The following is a 19,858-nucleotide window of genomic DNA, read 5'->3' on the forward strand; positions in this document are numbered from 1 at the left end:
TCGAATTTCCAAACCTACTGGCCTTTGCCAAACATCTGACATCTTAGGCAGTAAATGCCCCATAATCACAGAGAATCCACCAGATATTTAAACACCCTGTCCTTGCCCTCATCCAGTAGAACTATCGGCTCATAATCTAAGTCTTTTTTGGCGGCTTCGTGGGAAAAATAATGATTTTTGCTCAATGCTATGGCCAAAGCTCTGGTCATGGGAGGATCTTTCGAAGCAACACCAAATGAATATATTTTTTCATACAAATAGCCCATTATATAGGCTTTCCACAGAGAAATGCGAGATGTGATCCTTTTCATACCAACGAACTCAATCGCATCGTTTATAAAATCCCATAGACGTATGGGCGATTCCTGGCCAATGAAATAGGCCTTCCCACAGGCCACACCACCATTTTCTATGGCTTTGAAAGCAAGCAAATGAGCCCAGGCTGCATTCTCCACAAAGGTAACATCGACCATATTTTGGCCATTGCCAACAATCTTCAATTTTTTTTCCTTAGCCGCTGCCAAAATCCTAGGCATAAAATGAGGATCACCGGGGCCAATAATCATATGCGGCCTAACAACTACGGTCCTGAGCTCATCGCCATTGGCAGCCAATATAGCCTTCTCTCCTATGGCCTTAGTCCTGGCGTAATGCCAATGATAATTGCGTCCATAGGGCAGGCTTTCGTTTCCTCCGGAAAATGCTCTGCCATTGAAAACGACACTGGGGGAACTGGTATAAATTAAATATTTAATTCCGTGCTTCTTGCATGCATTTATGACATTTTCGGTACCTATGACATTGGTATTAAAATAGTCATCAACTTCACAACCAAGGCCAGCCTTTCCAGCGGCATGAAAAACCACATCGATACCACCACCCATGGCCACATCGACCTCATCTTTATAGGACACATCGCAACGCACACATTCTACACCACGCTCCTGAAGCACATACTGCTCACGCCTGGCCAATGAACGCACTTCCATCCCATGTTCCTGCAATAGAGAAACCAGATGAAAACCTAGAAAACCACTTCCTCCTGTGACAAGAGCCTTCACGGAATCGCATCCTGGGGCAAAATAACCGAAAGTCAACCACACGAATTAGATATGCCATGTTATAAAATTGACAACACCATTGACAGTAATCCTCAAAACAACCTAATCAACTATGCGAATTTCCAGACACAGACAACGAGAATTCTTACTTTGTGACGATATTAAAAAATTTTCATTCGACGGAATCATCGCATTAATTATTACCCTGGCCACATCGATGCTATTCGCCGCCATCCTGGCACCATTGCTATTTAATCTGGTGCTATTTTTTGAAAAAAATTACCATAGTCGCATGGGGGCCTACTTGATAAACAAAGGCCTGGGAGCTTTTTTCGATCGCATCCGCTGGATTCCCATAGCCATCGGCATGGTAATTTTGAATAAAAAATTCAAATTTACAAAGAACATTTTCATTGGAAAATTTCGCTGGAGCCAAATCAGCCGTGGCTTTTCCATGGGCATGGCATTCATAGTTTTAGCTGCCAGTCCACATTATTTTCTAACATCATCGCAGAGAACAATTTCACAACCAGAAAACATAACAATGACATTGATCAATGCCCTTGGCACAAGCATTCGAGTGGCCTTTCTAGAAGAGATAATCTTCAGAAATATTCTACTGAAAATATTTTACACAGCCTTCAGACCATCGATGGCCATTACCCTAGCCTCCATGTTCTTTGCATACATGCATTTTAAGGGTCATACCTCTCTGGCTAGCAACGATTATGCCACCATAAAAAACGGCCTTCTCTGTGCCCATGCCCAGATCACATGCTGGGCAACAGGCCTCCATGTGATCGAATTTTTAAACCTATTTCTATTGGGCCTATTGCTCTGCCTTATCACGCTGAAACGCAAGTCATTAGATAGATCCATGGGCACCCACTGTGGCATAGTTTTTTCATTACTCATCTATAAAAAATTTGTACATATTACACCTCCACCCCAATCATTTGCATTCTTCGGGACCCATAGAATCACTGATTCGCCCTTTGGTCTATTGATACTATCATTGATAATACTAGCCATTCATTGGAAACGCCAGGGCAATGCCGATCAAACCTGAAATCGCATTTTACTTGCGGATGTGAAACAAAACCATTTTATTTTTTTTATTTCAGTGATGGCATCGGAAAATATTGTGATTATAGGAAGTGGTTGCGCCGGATTAACCGCAGCCATATATTGTGCCAGAGCCAATCTGCATCCTATTGTGATAGAAGGAGCTCAGCCAGGTGGACAATTGACCACAACCTCATTTATAGAAAATTTTCCTGGATTTCCCGAGGGCATAGGCGGCTTTGAATTGGTCGATAACATGAAGCAGCAAGCCAAAAAATTTGGCGCAAAATTTCTATCCGAGGAAGTAATTTCTGTCGATTTTTCAAAAAATATAAAAAATTTAATCACCCATGGCTCGACCATCGAAACCAAAACAGTCATCATCGCCACCGGTGCTGCACCAAGGTTTCTTAACATTCCCGGCGAAAAGAATCTTTGTAACGGCAAAGGAGTAAGCACCTGCGCCACCTGCGACGGAGCTTTTTTTAGAAATAAAATCGTTGCCGTCATCGGCGGAGGCGATTCCGCCTGTGAGGAAGCTTTATTTTTAACCCATTTCTGCAAAAAAATATATATAGTCCATCGAAGAGATCAACTCCGGGCCTCGAAGATCATGGCCGAGAAAGCCATGGCTCACCATAAAATAGAGGTTTTGTGGAATTCTATTCCCTTGGAAATGGTCGGCACTGAAAAATTATCGGGCCTGAAATTAGCCACCAATGGTAAAGAAAATACTTTTATTTTACATTGCGACGGAGTATTTTTAGCCATAGGGCACATTCCAAATACCAAAATATTTGCCAATTGCCTAGCCCAAAATGACGAAGGTTACATTATTGTGGATTCTACCCAGACCAATATCTCTGGTGTTTTTGCCGCCGGCGACTGCGCTGATCCAAAATTTAGACAGGCAGTAACCGCCGCAGGCATGGGATGCTCAGCAGCCATGGAAGTCGAACGCTATATAACATCGAAATGTTAGACGACTCAAATCAAGTCATTAAGGCTGAATCCGATGGCCAAATACTGACCTCCCTTCGGCCAAGATTTTTTACTGAATTCACCGGCCAACGAAAGACCATCGATCGATTACTCATCGTCACCCATGCCGCCAAAAAACGCAGAGAACCACTTAGCCATCTGCTTTTCAGTGGCCCACCCGGTCTAGGGAAAACCACTCTGGCCTTGATACTTGGCAATGAAATGGATACTACGGTTAAAATAACCTCCGGCCCGGTGATAGAAAAAGCCAGCGACCTCGCAGGCCTACTCACCAGCCTAAACCACGGCGACATACTATTCATCGATGAAATTCATCGACTTCCAAAGACCGTGGAAGAGTACCTATATCCTGCCATGGAAGACTTCAAAATCGACATCATGATCGACCAAGGTCCCAATGCCCGCAGCATACGACTGGATATCCCGAAATTTACCCTGATCGGCGCCACAACCCGAACCGGTCTGCTTAGCTCTCCGCTTCGAAGCAGATTTACGCTGCATACTCGATTGGATTACTACGGACTGGAAGACTTGAAAAAAATAGTCCTGCGAAGCGCAGCATTACTATCCATTGCCCTAGAACAATCTGCTGCTACAGAAATAGCTAAACGCTCTCGAGGCACTCCAAGAATTGCCAACAGTTTGCTATCCTTTGTCCGAGATTACAGCCAGCAATTCAATGGTGATCTGGTAACTCTTGAACACAGCCAAAGCGCCCTAGATCTCCTTGAAATAGATGAACATGGCCTAGATGAAATGGATAAAAAAATCCTGTCCTGCATAGCAATCAATTACCATGGCGGCCCAGTGGGCATAAACACATTGGCCATTGCCGTTGGCGAAGAAACCCATACCATAGAAGAGGTCTATGAACCTTACCTGATCCAAGAAGGCTATATAAAGAGAACATCCCAGGGTCGAATGATAGAAAATAAGGCACTGCTCGCCATCGGATTAACCATAGACAAAAACATTCAAGGAGAATTTATGATCAGCTAATCAATTCAACTTGACAGAATGTAAAATTTTGAGACAAATACAGTGGTCCGTTGTCGGATATTTTTCTAGTGAATTTTATAATGACAAAAGAAGAAATAAAGGGAATCGTCAAAGATATAATAGCCGAAATAGCACCTGACGAAGATGTTAGCAATATTCAGAGCAATGTCCCGTTGCGCGATCAATTGGATCTGGATTCGATGGACTTCCTGGACATAGTGATGGAGTTACGGAAAAAACATAACATAGAAGTTCCGGAAGCTGATTACAAACAGCTCGAATCCTTGGACAGCTGCGCAGACTATCTGGCTGAAAAATTCAATGGTTAAATCTATGTAACCATAGCACTGACCTTTGTAATCTTTATATCCTTCCATTTATTAGTCATATACCTTCGATATAAAAGGCATATCCTGATGGATAGATCTATCATCATCACATACCAAGCAATGACCGCGCTGCAATCCCAATTTGTACGCCCCATGATGATATATAGAGGCAAAAACTCCAGCATCCAATAGCATGACATATTGACAATCATCGAATATTTTGTGTCGCCGGCGGCTGTCAATAGAGACTGAATTGCTGTCCATAGCCCATCGCTTAAAAATGCCAACCAAGCCCAAACCAACATTGATCTAGCCAACGGCCTTACTCCTTTGGCCAAGGCATCACCTCCAAATAAATTTATCAATCCATCGGGGAAAAATACCATAAATGAAGAAGTTATAATGGCCAAAATAATGGAAGCTTTCCAGGAAGAACCAACGCATCGCTTTGCCACGTCATAGCCCGAATGGCCTATGGCATTGGAACAAATTGTTCTCACACCAGACCCAATACCTTCTATCACAAAGAAAAATGCCACATAGAGTGAATGGGTTATGCCAAAGGCAGAAAAATCATCCATGGACACATGTTTTTTAATCAACTGCACCACCATGGACCAACCAAAAGAATTTATAAATGAATTGAGCGCCGACGGAGAACCTATCACAATACAATCCTTCATCAATCGCCATCTAGGTTTTATTTCATTGACACCATACTTTTCAAAATATTTTTCGCGAAAAAATAGAATAAATAATATAAAAAGCCCAACAATTTGCGACAACCCAGTGGCAATGGCCGCCCCAATGGCTCCTATTTCAGGAAACCCAGGAATAATTCTATAGCCAAAAATTAATAATATATCCAGCAAGATGTTTAACAAATTAACTATCACAGCCACCACCGGCACAATCTTTGTAATACCTCTGCCAATGAAAAATGACGCCATGGCCCCAAAGGCCATATAGTTTATAGGTAAAAACAATATCAATATACGCAAATATGGAACTCCTAATGCCCTATCACTCTCCACCAACAAATGAGGCACTAACCAGATGGATACCGGGATAAAAATTATCCAGGTTAATGCAGAAAACCAAATCATCTGCCATACCACTGGACCAATCAATTTAAACTTTTCAGCACCATTGAATTGCCCAACGAAAACCTCGGCAATGAGAATTATGTTCATGGGTACAAACATAAACAGCCAGTACCATTGCATCACACTAAAACAAATATTGAAAGCTTCCTGAGAATAGCGGGACAGCACAATTCTATCTCCAAGAATCATCAAACAGCTCGATGCTGAAGATACCATTATTGGCCAGGAAATGGACAACAATTCTCGGATACTTCCAGGTACATACTTAGACAGCGCATTTGGGACATCAGAAATCATAAAAATAAACGAAAAAACAGCACCCCATGAAGGTGAAGACACGGTTAAATTGGTGGGCCCTGGGGGATTCGAACCCACGACCAAGGGATTATGAGTCCCCTGCTCTAACCACTGAGCTAAGGGCCCAGCCCTACCGAGCAACCGAAAATCTGTGCACTCTTGTTAACTTTACAAGCACAATTTTATCTTTTTATTCAAATTTTAACTATTATGAACAGCCTCGATGGAAAAATTTCTCATTTAACAACCATCCTGGCCCATGGCGTAAAGCTAATACAATTCGATGCCAATGGGCTGGTGGCCCTGGACAAACCTATCGGCATAATGGCTCATCCCAATGATAAATCCATCAAAAAAAAAGAAGAAGAAAAAAAAATTTCTTTATTGGCAGCACCCTACAATGCGAAATTAAAAAAATATTCTCTGGGTAACGGACTTGATTTTTTCCTCCTCAACAGGTTAGATTCCCCCACCTCCGGCGTAATAATCGGTTGTTTTGATCATGGCTTGGCCGAAGCAGTGATCACTAGTTTTAGCTTAAATAGAGTGCATAAAAAATACATCGCATTGACAAAATTCAGTCCCTGCCCAAAACAAGGCCATTGGGAAAATTTTCTGCAAAAAACCATCGTAAATAACAAACTTCGATTAATAAAAACCACAGGTGAAAAATGTCTAACCGACTACAAAATTTTAAAAATCATCGATGCTCAAAGACTAACCTTGGCACTGCTAGCATTGAAACCCATCACAGGAAAAACCCATCAACTAAGGATTCAGTGTGCCATGCATAATCTACCGATCCTTGGCGATAAAACCTATGGCGATTTTCGGCTCAACAGATTATTTGCAAAAACAAATCAGCCCAGGATGTGCTTGCACTCCGAATCCATGGAAATAGCATATAATCTACAAAATAAGGAGTATAAATTTTATGCTACTAGTCATTGTCCATTTCAAAATACCGAAAATATCGAATTAATTTGATTGCATTGATAATCTTTATGAACATTATTAAATGAAATAATATTTTATAATTATGAAAGATATGTTCGGTTTTTGTAAATTAGCTTTATTAATGATATTTTCTTTAGGAAGTGTGTCGCTTTACTCTGATACCATCTGGCCAATTGTTGAATCAGAATCCACTGAGCAGTCCTATGATGAAAGCCAGTCTTTGCCTATTTTGCCTATAAATGGCGATGAACCAGCAGCCATACCTGGCAATGCATTGCCAGAAAAGCCCAAAAATTTCACCGCTGATGACATCATTGTTTATGTAAAATTAGCAGATATTAGGTCCTTTGTTGCCAAAGCTTTGAAATTTGTAAATTCCTTCGATAGCACCAAATTGGTCGAGCCAATAATAGGTAGCATGCTATCCGAGTACGGTTATCCTGATTTTAAGGCCTTTGACAGCAACTATGGCATCACATGTTTTTTATGCGGCAATGATAATGATATATTGACTATGATAAAATTAAATAACGACACATCCAGCATTAAAAATTTTCTTAAAGCCAATGAATCAAGGGTGAAAATAGTAAACGGATGGATGTTTTTTTCACCATTTAATAATATTATAGAACGCGTAGTCGACATAAGCCCTTTCGTAAAAATAGCTTCCGCCGCAGAGAAAAACGATGTGGAGTTTACATTTGTATCGGCCAGAGAATGCATTTATGAATTGCTAGATATAATCTTTGGCATAGTTAAAAGTGAAAATAGCAATAATATTACTACCGCTGCGGTTCAATTGCTAAATATAATACAGGACATGCTGATGGCCTGTGCCGATGATATTAACACAGCAAGTCTGTTATTCGGCGTGGCTGATAGCAATATTATTTTATCGGCTTCCATTGAAGCCATTCCGGGCACTCAGCTAGCCAATCTTTTGGATAATAAAAATTCCACCAATGCCATCTCTGCCTGGACAAATTTCATCGAATACGATGTGCTATCCCAACTCACCAGATTTAACCTGGGGCCTTGGCTGGACTATGCATTATATATATTGAAGTTGTTGAGCTCAAATCCACTGTTTGATTTCGCTAAAAACACAGAGCAATTATCAAAAATTGCGAATGTTATAAAAGCCAGCACCGATGGCACTTCCTGCCAAATAACCAGGCTAGGTGAATCCTATAAACAGATCATTGATTTTGTAAGCAATGAAAATGCATTTAAAAATGAACTTCTCATCTCTGCTCTGTCAAAAAACATTGGCGATTCCATTTCCGTGGCAGAATGTCTTTCATGGACCGGAACTCACAATGATTTTTTTACAATATACGACTTTATCATTGAAAAAGTTGCCATTCCCATCATGAAGCAATGTTTATCGTTCGAAAAAAATGGCAATAAAACTGACGTAATTTACTCATCCTATGCTGCCGAAACCTATGATGGAGTGACCATCTATGAATATAAGCTTCTAAGCCAAACCACCATTAATAATATTTCGACCACAACCAATGCTCTATCACCCAATGAAGGTATTCTTCCGGAACAGACCACTTCCACATCGGAACTTTACAAAAAATACATTGCCATAGTCGATGGAGTTGTGATAAAAAGCAACAGAAGCGAGCACTTAAAGGAATTGATAACCGCAATTAAAAGCAAAAAAATTTCCCCCAAAGCTTTTGGCACCTACATGGGAACATTAAATCCAGGAGATATAGATGTGGCCAAAATAGATTTAAGGTCCATAGTTGAGAATATTGTAAAAGCTTTGGGACTAAAAATAGGACCTAACTATGACGTAATAAATCCGATAGTAATTGATGTGACAGCCAAAAATAAAGAATTGGCCATATCGACCATCATAGATCAAAAAACTATCACAGAATTAGCATCCACCATCATTTCTGCCATAGTCCAGAAAGAAACCGAAAAAAATGCTAAAAAACTTAAACTCAATGGGGTAAAGAAAATAAAGGAACCGAAACCCAGCGATAAAAAGAAAAAAATAAAACCCGGACATCAATCATTGGTGGCACCTAAACTTGAGACTGTTTCAAAACTTTATATATTCAATGAGGAGAAGGAACAAGGCAACAGCGAGAAATTTATAATACCAATAAAAATGCCACTGTTACATAAAACCTACTCTAAAAATCGTGCTGAATTTAGAGCCTAAAGGTGTCATTGAAAATGCCCATCGTAAGCCGTGAGTCCATAGAAGATATTCGGGAAAATGCTGACATCCTTGATGTAATATCAGGCTATGTCAGTCTTCGGCGTTCTGGCAGTAGTTGGAAGGGACTTAGTCCATTTTCCGACGAAAAGACACCTTCGTTTTATGTACTTCCGGATAAAAAATTTTTCAAATGCTTTAGCACCGGTCTAGCAGGAGACGTTTTTCGATTTTTGCAGCTAAAAGAAAATTTTTCGTTCATTGAATCGGTGGAATGGCTAGCCAAAAGATATTCAATGACAGTGAAATACGAAACAACCCAGTCATCATCCATGGGCTCGGTGAAGAATGAGCTGTTTGAGATACATAAAATCGCCTCCGAATATTATCAAAGTGCATTTTTCTCGTCGACCAAAGATGCTCAGGCCATCCGAGAATACTGGGTAGATCAAAGAAAATTTTCATTGGATGTGGCGAAAAAATACGGCATTGGATTCTCACCCAACGGAGATAATTCCCTAACCACCCTTTTGCTTGGCAAAAAATTTTCATCGGAAGCGCTGAGACAGTCTGGGTTATTTGTATTTAATGATCAAGGTGATATTAAAAATCCGAAACTCCGGTTTCATGGTCGGCTCATGATTCCAATTAAAAATATTCAAGGTGATGTGGTTGCATTCTCCGCAAGAAAAATCGATGGCATAACCTCCGGACTGTCGGATTCGAAGTACATAAATTCACCGGAGACACCAATATTTCACAAGGGGAGCTTGCTGTTTGGCCTAGATCTAGCCAGAAAATATATCCAGAACACAGGAACATTCTATGTAGTTGAAGGCCAACTAGATGTAATTAGATGCATGGAGGCTGGATTTACCACCGCCGTGGCACCCCAAGGCACAGGAATCACCGAGGCTCAATTGAACACCCTTCGGAGATATGCAATAAAAATTCATTGTCTAACGGATGGTGATGAAGCCGGCCTGAAGTGCGCCCAAAGGATCGCAGAACTATCCTTCAAAGCCAACATTGATGCCATTATTTTGAAATTGCCCAGCGGCTATGATCCGGATTCATTTATCCTAGAAAAAGGCCAGTCTGGCATCGAAATGCTTATCACCGAAGGAATTACATCTCTGAGATTTTTATTGGATGTGCTGCTTCCCAAGGGCCACCGATCTACACCGATGGAAAAGGAACAGGCTTTGAAAAAAATATATGAGATATTAGTCCACTGTCCGTCGATCGTTGTCACCGAAGGATATTTGAGGGAAATTGCAGCGTACATCGATATAAATTATCTATCTGTACAGTGCGATTTTTCATCTTTCGCGAAAAATTCAAAACTTTCCATGGGCATACCCAAAAATTCCAAACCGGCCTCATCCAGCATAAAAGTAAGTTCGGTGGAAAGCGATATTTTATCGATAATAATTCACCACAACGACATTGGCGAAAAATTGGCGAACATCATTGATGATTCCATGATCAATGACTCAAGCACTGCTGGACAAGTACTTACTAAAATTTTATCCAGGTTAAAAGAAGGCATTTGGTCTGGCATTTCCGGTCTGGACGATGGCGATTGGACCGAATCTGAAATAAATGAAATATTTTCCATCGCCACGGATAGCGATAGATTCGATGCGCCAGAAGATGCTGCCAACATATGTTTAGCAAAACTACATAGGGATTTTGTGAGAAAAAAACTTGACTTAATTCAAGAAAAAGAAAGAACGTCGATGTTTTTTACTAAAAGCAAAAATTTTATAGACAGTAAAATTGAAGGCCTTCAAGAAGAAAAGAGTCGTTTGCGTAGCACGCTAGCGACTCCACCTAGATTATAGTCACACAAATTTTTACATTTTAATATGGCAACTAGTAAATCGTCATCAGATACAGGTGCTGTGAACGGTATGGATGTTCGTGTACGCGAACTGATCCGCTTCGCAAAGGAACAGGGATATCTAACTCTGCAGGATATCAGTGAATATCTGCCGGAAAGCATAGAAAATCCCGAGGATGTCGAGAACATGATGAATATTCTCGATAATCTTGAAATAGAGATCGTTGACACCAATGATGTCGAAAGGTATGTGAAGCAACGTGAGGCCGGCAACCTCGAAGATGCTCCAACGGAGGATGTGGCAGAAGATCCTGTCCGAATGTACCTTAGGCAAATGGGACAGGTTCCTCTCCTGACGAGAGATGAAGAAATCTCCATCTCCAAAAGGATAGAAAAAGCTGAACTTCAGGCCCAGGATGAATTGTTTTCTGTTCACCTGACTGCTGACTTCCAAATCAATCTGGCAGAACGACTTCTACAACGCGAAGAAAGATTTGATCGCATTGTCCTCGATAAAAAGATCGAAAGTCGAGAGGTATATTATAGAATTCTCGAGCGCTCCATACAAGATAGTAAGCTCCTACTGGAACGTATCCATGACATTTGGAACCGCTTACAGTCCGTCGAAGGTAATAGAGAAATCGAACAGAAACGATTAAAACAATTTCAGGCTCAGCTAAAAACGGTCATGAAACGCTTCTGTTTCAAAATGAAAATTTTTGAAGATTTTCTACAAAGACTAAGGCCAGATCTGAAACAAATAGAGCAACTTGTTCATGAATCACAACGAGTTGCATCTCTCTCTACCCGAAGAAGTATTGACACCACTGACATGGCCAATCGAATAAAAAAGGCCATGAAAAAATTAGAACTGAAACATCAGGTCGATCCAGTCAGACTCTTGGAAATAGTGAAAAAATTTCGAGAATATATGCGCGAGGCTCATAAGGCCAAAACTGAGATGGTTGAGGCAAATCTGAGGCTCGTCATCAGCATAGCTAAAAAATATACAAACCGCGGACTGACATTCTTAGATCTTATCCAAGAAGGAAATATGGGATTGATGAAGGCTGTCGAAAAATTTGAATACCGCCGTGGTTACAAATTTTCAACCTATGCCACCTGGTGGATAAGACAGGCCATAACCCGGTCCATTGCCGATCAAGCTAGGACCATTCGAATTCCGGTCCATATGATAGAAGTCCTCAATCGAGTCATGCAGATACAACGTCAACTACAGCAAGAACTTGGTCACGAACCTTCCGCCGAAGAGGTGGCCAGCGAAATGAGCTTACCGCTGGACAGAGTCAAGGCCATAATGAAGATGGCCCAGCAACCAATTTCGTTGCAAAGCCCGGTGGGCGATAATGAAGATTCTAGTTTTGGCGATTTTATCGAGGACAAAAGCGCGGACAACCCATACGACATGACTGCTTACAGCTTGCTGCGCGAAAAGATAGATGACGTGCTGATCAGTCTAACCGAAAGAGAACGAGATGTTTTGATGTTGCGCTTCGGTCTCAAAGATGGCTATAGCAGAACACTGGAAGAAGTCGGCCAAACGTTCAATGTCACCCGCGAAAGGATTCGTCAGATCGAAGCCAAGGCGCTGAGAAAAATGCGCCACCCCACAAGAATCCGCCAATTGCATGGATTTTTCGAAGGGGATTTTGATACAGAAGGCCCTGGATTTGAGGATTTTGTGCAACAACAGCAACAGCAGCAACAACATAATTAATTTCAATCGAGATATATCACAACCGGCGGATGGTAAATACGGAATCAGTGGCAAGCTATTGATTTTGTATGCCATTGCCTATTGTTTGCTGGTCCATGGCAGCGTATACCAAGATTCTCATCCTTGGCGAATTTTGGTCTATGGAATTTTTGCCGCTTCGGTTTTTTTCAAATACCTGAAATCACCAATTAATTGCGGCATAACGCATTACATCAGCATAGCCCTAATATTTTACGGCATCACCATTGGTTTAATAAATTTTCATAGATCATTTTTTTCTTGGTACAGTCTACTATCTGACCTCATAGCGCTGTCTGGATTTTTAATCGGAACAATGCTCTGCGCAACAAAAAGTAACATGATGATCATGAAGATATTAACAAACTGCTTTCATTATCTATTTCTGCTGGCAATCATTGGCACGCTATGGTCTATCCATAGCACGACCTCACATCAAAGATTGGCCAATATGTCGATCATAACAGCCGTAGATTACTGCATAAGACTGTTTCCTATTGCCTTATACTACAAGCGCTTATGCCGAGACAACTCCATCAAACTCCTAGGTTCGTGGTTGTTAATCCTCGTTATCATAGCCATAATTGGCAGTCGTGGCAGCCTACTCCTATATGTGGCTTGCAGTCTATTGGTCATTTTTTCTAGCACAAACAAGATAACTCTTTCTCTGATAACAACATCCTTATCAGCCATTGTAATATTTTCTGCATTTTATTTGGTAGATATAGACATATTTAGTCATTTAAAAAATCGCATTACTTCCACGAAACTATGCGAAGAAAACAGATTTTACGAAATGATGAATCTGGTAAAAGATGCCAACATTGAGCTGCTATGCGGCCGAGGTCTGGGCGCTAGAAACCACAACCACAACAACTTCAAGTTTTCGGAATCATTTTGCACCATGCCTCACATCACTGCCCTAGGCTTCATGTATAAATGCGGAATTCTTGGTTTTCTATTTTTCTGGCTATTCCCTCTCATCCACGCAATCCGACTGATCTTTTCCCGCTACAAAATGGCTATAGCCTTCGCCACATCACTAATTATATTTAAACTAGGTGATTGCATCGGAGGAACTTGGGATTCAATCGGCCTATTATTTTTTTCCATTGTCTTATTTCTAAATCTTCAGTGGAAAACCTACTAAACGCCAGAGTCACTGATAGCTAGATTCTTTCGCCATACAAGGTGGTGACGGCAGACGATGTTATCCTAACATCCACAAACTCACCGACATCCGAATCATTTCCCTGGAATAACACCTTTCGATGATTGTTCGCCCGGCCCTGAAACATATTTTCACCACGTCGAGCTCTACCCTCGACGAGCACCCTTTGCTGTGAATTTAACATCTTATCGTTGTAGGCCTTAGAATACATCGTCAATTTTTTAAGCAGCACATCATTCCGCTGCTCCTTGACCTCCTGTGGCACCGGATCCGACATCGTCGCCGCCACCGTACCTCGACGACTGCTATACTTAAATATGAATGCCATGTCAAACCTCGCTTCATCAAAAAGCGAACACGTCTCCAAAAAATCCTCATCATTTTCGCCTGGAAATCCCACAATAAGATCAGTTGAAATAGACAGATCAGAAATCATATCTCTCAGAGCCAGAACGATTTTCATAAAACCATCTCGATTATATGCCCTTCGCATAGCCCGCAATATTTTATCCGATCCGCTCTGCGCTGGCAAATGTACCTGTGGACATAATTTTGGAAGATTTTTATAGCAATCGATGAGGTCCTGCCGAAATCCAACTGGATGGGGTGAGGTAAACCTAATTCTTTGTATACCAGAAACTTTGTGAATTTCTTCCAACAGCTGAACAAAGGCACTTTTGCCATTCTTTGCAGCTATTTGGCGAAAACCATAGCGATTGACTATCTGGCCAAGCAATGTCACCTCTTTAACACCTCTATCAGCTAACGTATTGATTTCCAAAAGGATATCTTTCATCGGCCTGTAACGCTCTGGCCCTCTGGTTTTCGGAACAATACAATAGCTACATCGCATGTTACAACCGGCCATTATTGAAACAAAAGCACTTGACTGTCTATGCCTTAGGTCATGTATCGAATCCATAATCCATTCATTTTCAATCTTGGCTGGCTCCACATCAATGATAAAAGTCTCTTTTTTGGAAATTACGGCCTCCAGATGATCGCCAATTTTGCTGTAATTCTCCGGCCCAAGGATTATATTTACCGCCGGCACGCGTTTTTTGATCTCCTCGGCCAAATTTTTTGCCATGCATCCCAGCACACACAGAATGATATCGCGCCTAGATAAATAGCCCAACTTGCCAAAAACTTTCAGCTCAGCAAGTTCTCTAACACTACAGGTATTCAATATGATAATATCCGCAGACATTTCATTATCAACCATATGATAATCCCGGGATCGGAGCAGTGCCTGGATAGCCTCCGAATCCCGTTCATTCATCTGACAACCATAGGTCTTGATGAAAACTTTCCTCATCTATCAGTTAGCCAACGGCTTAAGTGTAGGATACAAAATCGTATCCCGAATATTATCTGCTTCGGTGAGCAAAATCACCAAGCGATCTATGCCAATGCCCATACCTCCGGCCGGAGGCATAGCATACTCAAGCGCCAGAAGAAATTCATTATCAAGGTTTTGTATCTCCTCTCCCACCTGAGCTTCAAACATTTCCCTCTGAATAAATGGATCATTCTGCTCGGAATAGGACGGCGCAATTTCTTGGCCATTGATACATAACTCAAATACATCCAAGACCTTTTGATTTTTTTGGTTTAACTTAGCCAATGGACATAGTTCCTTTGGCAATTCCAAAACAAAAGTTGGCTGTATCAAATTCGGCTCCACCAGCTTTCCGAAAACATCATCGGTAATTTCATAGTCCTCTTGATCTGGATTTACTTCCACACCTAACTCCTTGCAGGCCTTGAGCTTCTCTTCCTTTGTCCTGGAAAACCAATGATCATCACCGCTAGCCTCCATAACCAAATTGCTATAGGTTTCTTCCCGCCATTTTCCTGACAATTCAATCTCTTTGCCATCGTAACGAGTCAACCTAGTCTTGCCCAGCACCACCTTGCACAAGTGTTGAATCAAATCATAGATCAGCGACATCATGCCCCGATGGTCCGAATAGGCCTGGTAAAGCTCTATCATCGTAAACTCAGGATTATGCTTCCGCGAAAGCCCCTCGTTGCGAAACACTCGCCCCAGTTCAAAAACCCGGTCAAAACCAGCAACCAGCATCCGCTTCAAAAATAATTCTAACGATATTCTGAGATAAAAATCATGATCTAACGCATTCATATGGGTTATGAACGGCTTCGCCGCCGCCCCACCGGGAATATGCTGAAGCATCGGCGTCTCAACCTCGGTAAACTCCCTACTCCACAAAAACTTACGGATCTCTTTCAAAATTTCTGTTCTTTTAAAGGCCCTATCTCTAGATCCCTGATTTACAATTAAATCCAAATATCTCTGCCGATAAATCTGCTCATCATCTGTAAGCCCATGCCATTTTTCCGGCAATGGCCGCAAAGATTTCGCCAAAAGACTAAACTCGTCCACTCTAACGGTTATCTCTCCAGTCTTGGTTTTGAACAACTTACCTCTCGCACCGATGATATCACCAATGTCTAGTTTTTTAAAATCTTTGTACCTATTTTCACCAATATCATCCTGGGCCACATACAATTGAATATGGCCATCTCGATCTAGCAAATTTATAAAACTTGCCTTACCCATGAGCCGATAAGCCACAATTCTTCCTGCCACAGAAACACTTACAGCCTCACCATCATGGATAAATAATCCTTTGGCCTGGGCCGATGTATGTTTCTGATCCCAATTCTGCCTAAACGGATCAAAACCAGCCCCCCGCATTTCTTCTAATTTATTTCGCCGAACAACAATTAATTCATTATTTTCACTTTCCTGCATTTAACAAGTCTCCTTTAAAACGCTCAAAAATCCGCACCACATGTAAATAATAAAAAAATGCCTTTGGTTAATAAAATATATCTATATGAGATGTAAGTAGTTATGCAACGCACCCATGGTCCCGTTGGAGCCATGGTCGCGGCATTGATTTGAAAAACTTGCCACCGGAGGAGCACTGGGTTTCAATTCACAAATGGATTTTATACCGCTTTCCCAACAACGAATATACATGGCAGAAATTTCCTCCATATCACTGCAGCCCAAATATAATCTAACCGCCAATCCCTGGTCTACCCATTGTTGAAGATTTTTATACATTTTTATCAACTTCTCGGTATCGATGGAATAAGCTGTCCTAAATTTTGCCTTGATATCCGACGGAATTTCATTTATGGCAGCCACTTCGCCATCAAAATAGCATATCTGCTCAAAAATGTCATCGGTCCAAATATTCTCTTGTTTTAAGGTCTTTACCATGGCTGGGTTAACAAACACGATCACCTCGCTACCATCATAGGATTTCTTGAATATATTTCGCGTCACCGGATAGACTCCAGGGAAACATCCCATCAATTTCGATAGGCGCTCTTCGGTGGAATAGGCTAGCAAAAAACAATTCCTCAGACCAGAACTATCCATCGACGCCCTAATGCCATCAATAATTTTCATATCTTCGACATCAAATTTACCTAACATATCATCATCCTTGGCCAAATCAAAGGGCAATCTATGGCTTCCCCAATGAGAATTTTGGAATTTCATAAATTTTTCTTTTTCCTTGGCTAACTGGCAGGACGCATCAAGAGAAAAAAGCATCATTTTTCGCGCACATAACGATGCAAACTCTATGGCCTCATCGGAATCGAATTCATAGTTCAACTTGTATAAAGCGTTCTGCAACCCAGTCATGCCCAATCCCACAGGTCTGTAGGCTCTGGTTCTATTGGCCGAATTTTCCGTGGGAAAGTAATTTGCATCTATCATAGCATCCATCGCCCGAATGCCCAAGGCCACATCTTCGCGAAGTTTTTTAAGATTCATATTTCCATCATCATCAATGTACCGAGATATCACTATCGCTCCAGAACTGCAGGCAATTGACTCGTCATCACCGGAAGGCAAAAGCACCGAATGCCCCGGACCAACGCTGTTGATACAGCCATCCATCGCCATCATAGCCGACCGATTGCATCGATCCTTAAATAATATCATTGGATTTCCAGTTTCAAATACATTTCGAAGAAGCGAAGACCATAAATCGTTGGCTTTTACGGTGTTGCTCCAAATTTTATTTTCCTTCGCCAAGCATTCTAGCTTCTCATATTCGGTTTCAAATTCCAATCCATGGGTTTTTATAAGCGCTTTGGCATCATCGACTTTAAACAATGTCCAGCATTTCTGATCCTTCACTCTCTGCATAAACAGATCCGGAATCAATAGCGACGTGCTCAAACTACCACCATTCGAAGGTCTTGATTTTTCCCTGCCAAACCCAATGAAATCGAACACATCCGAATGCCAAATTTCGCAGCTAACGCAACCTGATCCTACCAGCGCACCGGCCCCACTGGTCATGATCGAAAGCTGATGTTTGTGCAACTGCATGAAGGGAATAACACCATTGGTAATGCCACGCGTCCCTTTAATTCGACTGCCCTTGCCTCTTATCGCCGTCCAGGAACCACCCAAATTACCACCCAACCTAGAAATCAGCGCACTTTCTATGACACATTTGTTCAAAATACTCTCAATGTCATCGTTAACCGAATATATATAATCTGACATCAACTGCGAATTCCTAGTACCGGCAAAATACAACGCCTGCTCTGAAACACAAAATATTCTCTCTTTGAAAAGATTATACAACGATATGACCCTGTCATCCCGACCATCCTCTTCCTTCAAAAAAATACCCATGGCAACGCGCATCCATAAAATCTGTGGAGTCTCAAGCAACAAGCCAGCAACTGGATCTCTAAGAAGATAATTGTCCATCAATGCCATGGTTGCAACTATATCAAAATCCAGATCGGCACCAATGGAAAGGCAATCTGCCAACCTAGATAGATCATATTTCAGCATATCGCCATCCAATAGCCCCAAATCCACAGCTCTGGGAATATATTTTATAAAATAGTCGCGATGTAATCTGCGTAAGCCATTGATATCCTTATCTAATGGATTCCAGCCCAAGACATGCTGATACAAATAGGACAGGGACAATCTGGATGCAAATATGGAAAAATTCGGATCCTTCCTTACCAATTTACAAGCGTTGGTCAAAATATGTTTTTCCAACTCTGCCTCGGATAATTCGCCGGGTATATTATCCCGGAGAGCCGTCATTATTTCCTCAAATCCGATCGCAAAATCCAATCCAATCCTAGCAAAGCTAATCCTCTCTCGCAGATCACTGCCATCCCAAAAGGAAACCGATCCATCGGCCATTTTTATCAAAATCATCGCCCTTTGCAATGCATCTTGACTGGCAACGTTTATGGTTTCTTTACTGTTATCATTGCGCAACTTAGCTCTTTCCGCCCGGTATAAAATATAGGCCTCGGCAATCTTAAAGTTGCCACTCTTCATCAATTCCTCTTGGACCAAATCCTGAACCTGTTCGATGTGAATAAATTTTACACCGGAAGAAACTACTCGTTCGGTAACATTTTCTGATATAAGTTTAGATGGCACCGGATCCGAACGCTGAGACAGAAATGCTCTACGCACTGCCTGTTCCACCTTCGCCCTGCTCCAAGGAACAATCTTACCATTTCGCCTTATAAGTTTTACTTCAACAGCGGCAGAACCGCCATCGGATGCCCTGTCATTGGCATAGGCACACTTCATCAAAAAACATCTGGCGATATCATGTAAAGAATTTCGCACCAACACATCGGAAATGACATCTGTAATCTCATGGCCATCAGAAACTTCAGCACATACCTGGCGCACCACATCCACCAACATCGATTTATTTTTTTCGGAAAAAATTTCATCATCACTTGTGGCCAACATCAAATCGGTTATCGCAGTGCCAATCATGGTGGCCACATTTCCGGCCAACTCCTGATCAACACATAAACCATCGCCACGTACCACCGATGCCCAATCGAAATTCGGCTTCCTGTCACCAGGCATAGCAACAAAATTCTTTATAGCCAAATCCTCACACAATCTATCTCTAACAACCATAACTCTTTACGATACTCAATAATAATCAGCTCAGGACAATTAAATTTTCACCTAATCCAACAAAGCCAGAAATTTTCAACGCAATAAAAAATGAAATTCAATGACAGCTC

13 protein-coding genes, 1 tRNA gene and 2 pseudogenes are annotated in these 19,858 nt (G+C 41.4%); 10 read left to right on the plus strand and 6 right to left on the minus strand.

Annotated features, from left to right (window positions below; genetic code table 11):
- Positions 1-65: 65 nt before the first annotated feature.
- On the minus strand, positions 66-1,103 hold the full coding sequence (locus tag LBH49_01720; GenBank protein ID MDR0351347.1) for an NAD-dependent epimerase/dehydratase family protein: 1,038 nt from the start codon (positions 1,101-1,103) through the stop codon (positions 66-68).
- Between the two features lie 70 nt (positions 1,104-1,173).
- Between LBH49_01720 and LBH49_01725 the strand changes: the two genes are divergently transcribed.
- The 4 genes from LBH49_01725 to LBH49_01740 all read left to right on the plus strand — a co-directional run bounded on the left by LBH49_01725 (position 1,174) and on the right by LBH49_01740 (position 4,456).
- A complete protein-coding gene (locus LBH49_01725; GenBank protein ID MDR0351348.1) occupies positions 1,174-2,130 on the plus strand; it encodes a CPBP family intramembrane metalloprotease in 957 nt (318 codons plus the stop codon).
- Between the two features lie 57 nt (positions 2,131-2,187).
- Positions 2,188-3,108: a thioredoxin-disulfide reductase gene (gene trxB / locus LBH49_01730; protein MDR0351349.1), complete on the plus strand. Its 921-nt coding sequence runs from the start codon at positions 2,188-2,190 to the stop codon at positions 3,106-3,108.
- On the plus strand, positions 3,102-4,127 hold the full coding sequence (gene ruvB, locus LBH49_01735) for a Holliday junction branch migration DNA helicase RuvB (GenBank protein ID MDR0351350.1): 1,026 nt from the start codon (positions 3,102-3,104) through the stop codon (positions 4,125-4,127). The genes trxB and ruvB overlap by 7 nt, the downstream gene beginning before the upstream one ends.
- Positions 4,128-4,207: 80 nt before the next feature.
- Complete coding sequence (locus LBH49_01740) at positions 4,208-4,456, plus strand: acyl carrier protein (protein ID MDR0351351.1); 249 nt, start codon at positions 4,208-4,210, stop codon at positions 4,454-4,456.
- 2 nt (positions 4,457-4,458) lie between these two features.
- Here the strand turns inward: LBH49_01740 and LBH49_01745 are convergent, their stop codons facing one another.
- Both LBH49_01745 and LBH49_01750 read right to left on the minus strand, forming a co-directional pair.
- Entirely contained in the window at positions 4,459-5,859 is a 1,401-nt protein-coding gene (locus tag LBH49_01745; protein MDR0351352.1) for an MATE family efflux transporter, read from the minus strand.
- Positions 5,860-5,909: 50 nt separating this feature from the next.
- A tRNA-Ile gene (locus tag LBH49_01750) sits at positions 5,910-5,985 on the minus strand.
- A gap of 84 nt (positions 5,986-6,069) precedes the next feature.
- Here LBH49_01750 and LBH49_01755 point away from each other — a divergent pair.
- The 6 genes and pseudogenes from LBH49_01755 to LBH49_01780 all read left to right on the plus strand — a co-directional run bounded on the left by LBH49_01755 (position 6,070) and on the right by LBH49_01780 (position 13,753).
- Positions 6,070-6,846 carry an RNA pseudouridine synthase gene (locus tag LBH49_01755; GenBank protein ID MDR0351353.1) on the plus strand — a complete coding sequence of 259 codons (777 nt, stop codon included), beginning with the start codon at positions 6,070-6,072 and terminating at the stop codon, positions 6,844-6,846.
- Positions 6,847-6,898: 52 nt separating this feature from the next.
- Positions 6,899-9,004, plus strand: coding sequence for a hypothetical protein (locus LBH49_01760; GenBank protein MDR0351354.1), 2,106 nt, complete (start codon positions 6,899-6,901; stop codon positions 9,002-9,004).
- Positions 9,005-9,018: 14 nt separating this feature from the next.
- Complete coding sequence (gene dnaG, locus LBH49_01765) at positions 9,019-10,848, plus strand: DNA primase (GenBank protein MDR0351355.1); 1,830 nt, start codon at positions 9,019-9,021, stop codon at positions 10,846-10,848.
- Between the two features lie 69 nt (positions 10,849-10,917).
- A pseudogene (locus tag LBH49_01770) lies at positions 10,918-11,244 on the plus strand (RNA polymerase subunit sigma).
- Between the two features lie 570 nt (positions 11,245-11,814).
- A pseudogene (gene rpoD / locus LBH49_01775) lies at positions 11,815-12,510 on the plus strand (RNA polymerase sigma factor RpoD).
- Complete coding sequence (locus LBH49_01780; GenBank protein MDR0351356.1) at positions 12,497-13,753, plus strand: hypothetical protein; 1,257 nt, start codon at positions 12,497-12,499, stop codon at positions 13,751-13,753. Before rpoD ends, LBH49_01780 begins: the two are co-directional and overlap by 14 nt.
- 19 nt (positions 13,754-13,772) lie before the next feature.
- Here LBH49_01780 and miaB read toward each other — a convergent pair whose 3' ends face one another.
- The 3 genes from miaB to LBH49_01795 all read right to left on the minus strand — a co-directional run bounded on the left by miaB (position 13,773) and on the right by LBH49_01795 (position 19,748).
- Complete coding sequence (miaB, locus tag LBH49_01785; GenBank protein ID MDR0351357.1) at positions 13,773-15,092, minus strand: tRNA (N6-isopentenyl adenosine(37)-C2)-methylthiotransferase MiaB; 1,320 nt, start codon at positions 15,090-15,092, stop codon at positions 13,773-13,775.
- Between the two features lie 3 nt (positions 15,093-15,095).
- Positions 15,096-16,553 (minus strand): lysine--tRNA ligase, encoded by a 1,458-nt coding sequence (gene lysS, locus LBH49_01790; protein ID MDR0351358.1) that lies wholly within the window; start codon positions 16,551-16,553, stop codon positions 15,096-15,098.
- 81 nt (positions 16,554-16,634) lie between these two features.
- Complete coding sequence (locus tag LBH49_01795; protein MDR0351359.1) at positions 16,635-19,748, minus strand: ribonucleoside-diphosphate reductase subunit alpha; 3,114 nt, start codon at positions 19,746-19,748, stop codon at positions 16,635-16,637.
- Positions 19,749-19,858: the final 110 nt, after the last annotated feature.

Source organism: Puniceicoccales bacterium, from assembly GCA_031255005.1.
Taxonomy (GTDB): domain Bacteria; phylum Verrucomicrobiota; class Verrucomicrobiia; order Opitutales; family LL51; genus JAIRTH01.

Excerpts from the sequence above, each read along its gene's own strand:
- LBH49_01725 (MDR0351348.1), top strand. The coding sequence starts at position 1,174 with ATGCGAATTTCCAGACACAGACAACGAGAATTCTTACTTTGTGACGAT.
- trxB (MDR0351349.1), top strand. The coding sequence starts at position 2,188 with ATGGCATCGGAAAATATTGTGATTATAGGAAGTGGTTGCGCCGGATTA.
- ruvB (MDR0351350.1), top strand. The coding sequence starts at position 3,102 with ATGTTAGACGACTCAAATCAAGTCATTAAGGCTGAATCCGATGGCCAA.
- LBH49_01740 (MDR0351351.1), top strand. The coding sequence starts at position 4,208 with ATGACAAAAGAAGAAATAAAGGGAATCGTCAAAGATATAATAGCCGAA.
- LBH49_01745 (MDR0351352.1), bottom strand. The coding sequence starts at position 5,859 with ATGATTTCTGATGTCCCAAATGCGCTGTCTAAGTATGTACCTGGAAGT.
- LBH49_01755 (MDR0351353.1), top strand. The coding sequence starts at position 6,070 with ATGAACAGCCTCGATGGAAAAATTTCTCATTTAACAACCATCCTGGCC.
- LBH49_01760 (MDR0351354.1), top strand. The coding sequence starts at position 6,899 with ATGAAAGATATGTTCGGTTTTTGTAAATTAGCTTTATTAATGATATTT.
- dnaG (MDR0351355.1), top strand. The coding sequence starts at position 9,019 with ATGCCCATCGTAAGCCGTGAGTCCATAGAAGATATTCGGGAAAATGCT.
- LBH49_01780 (MDR0351356.1), top strand. The coding sequence starts at position 12,497 with ATGGATTTTTCGAAGGGGATTTTGATACAGAAGGCCCTGGATTTGAGG.
- miaB (MDR0351357.1), bottom strand. The coding sequence starts at position 15,092 with ATGAGGAAAGTTTTCATCAAGACCTATGGTTGTCAGATGAATGAACGG.
- lysS (MDR0351358.1), bottom strand. The coding sequence starts at position 16,553 with ATGCAGGAAAGTGAAAATAATGAATTAATTGTTGTTCGGCGAAATAAA.
- LBH49_01795 (MDR0351359.1), bottom strand. The coding sequence starts at position 19,748 with ATGGTTGTTAGAGATAGATTGTGTGAGGATTTGGCTATAAAGAATTTT.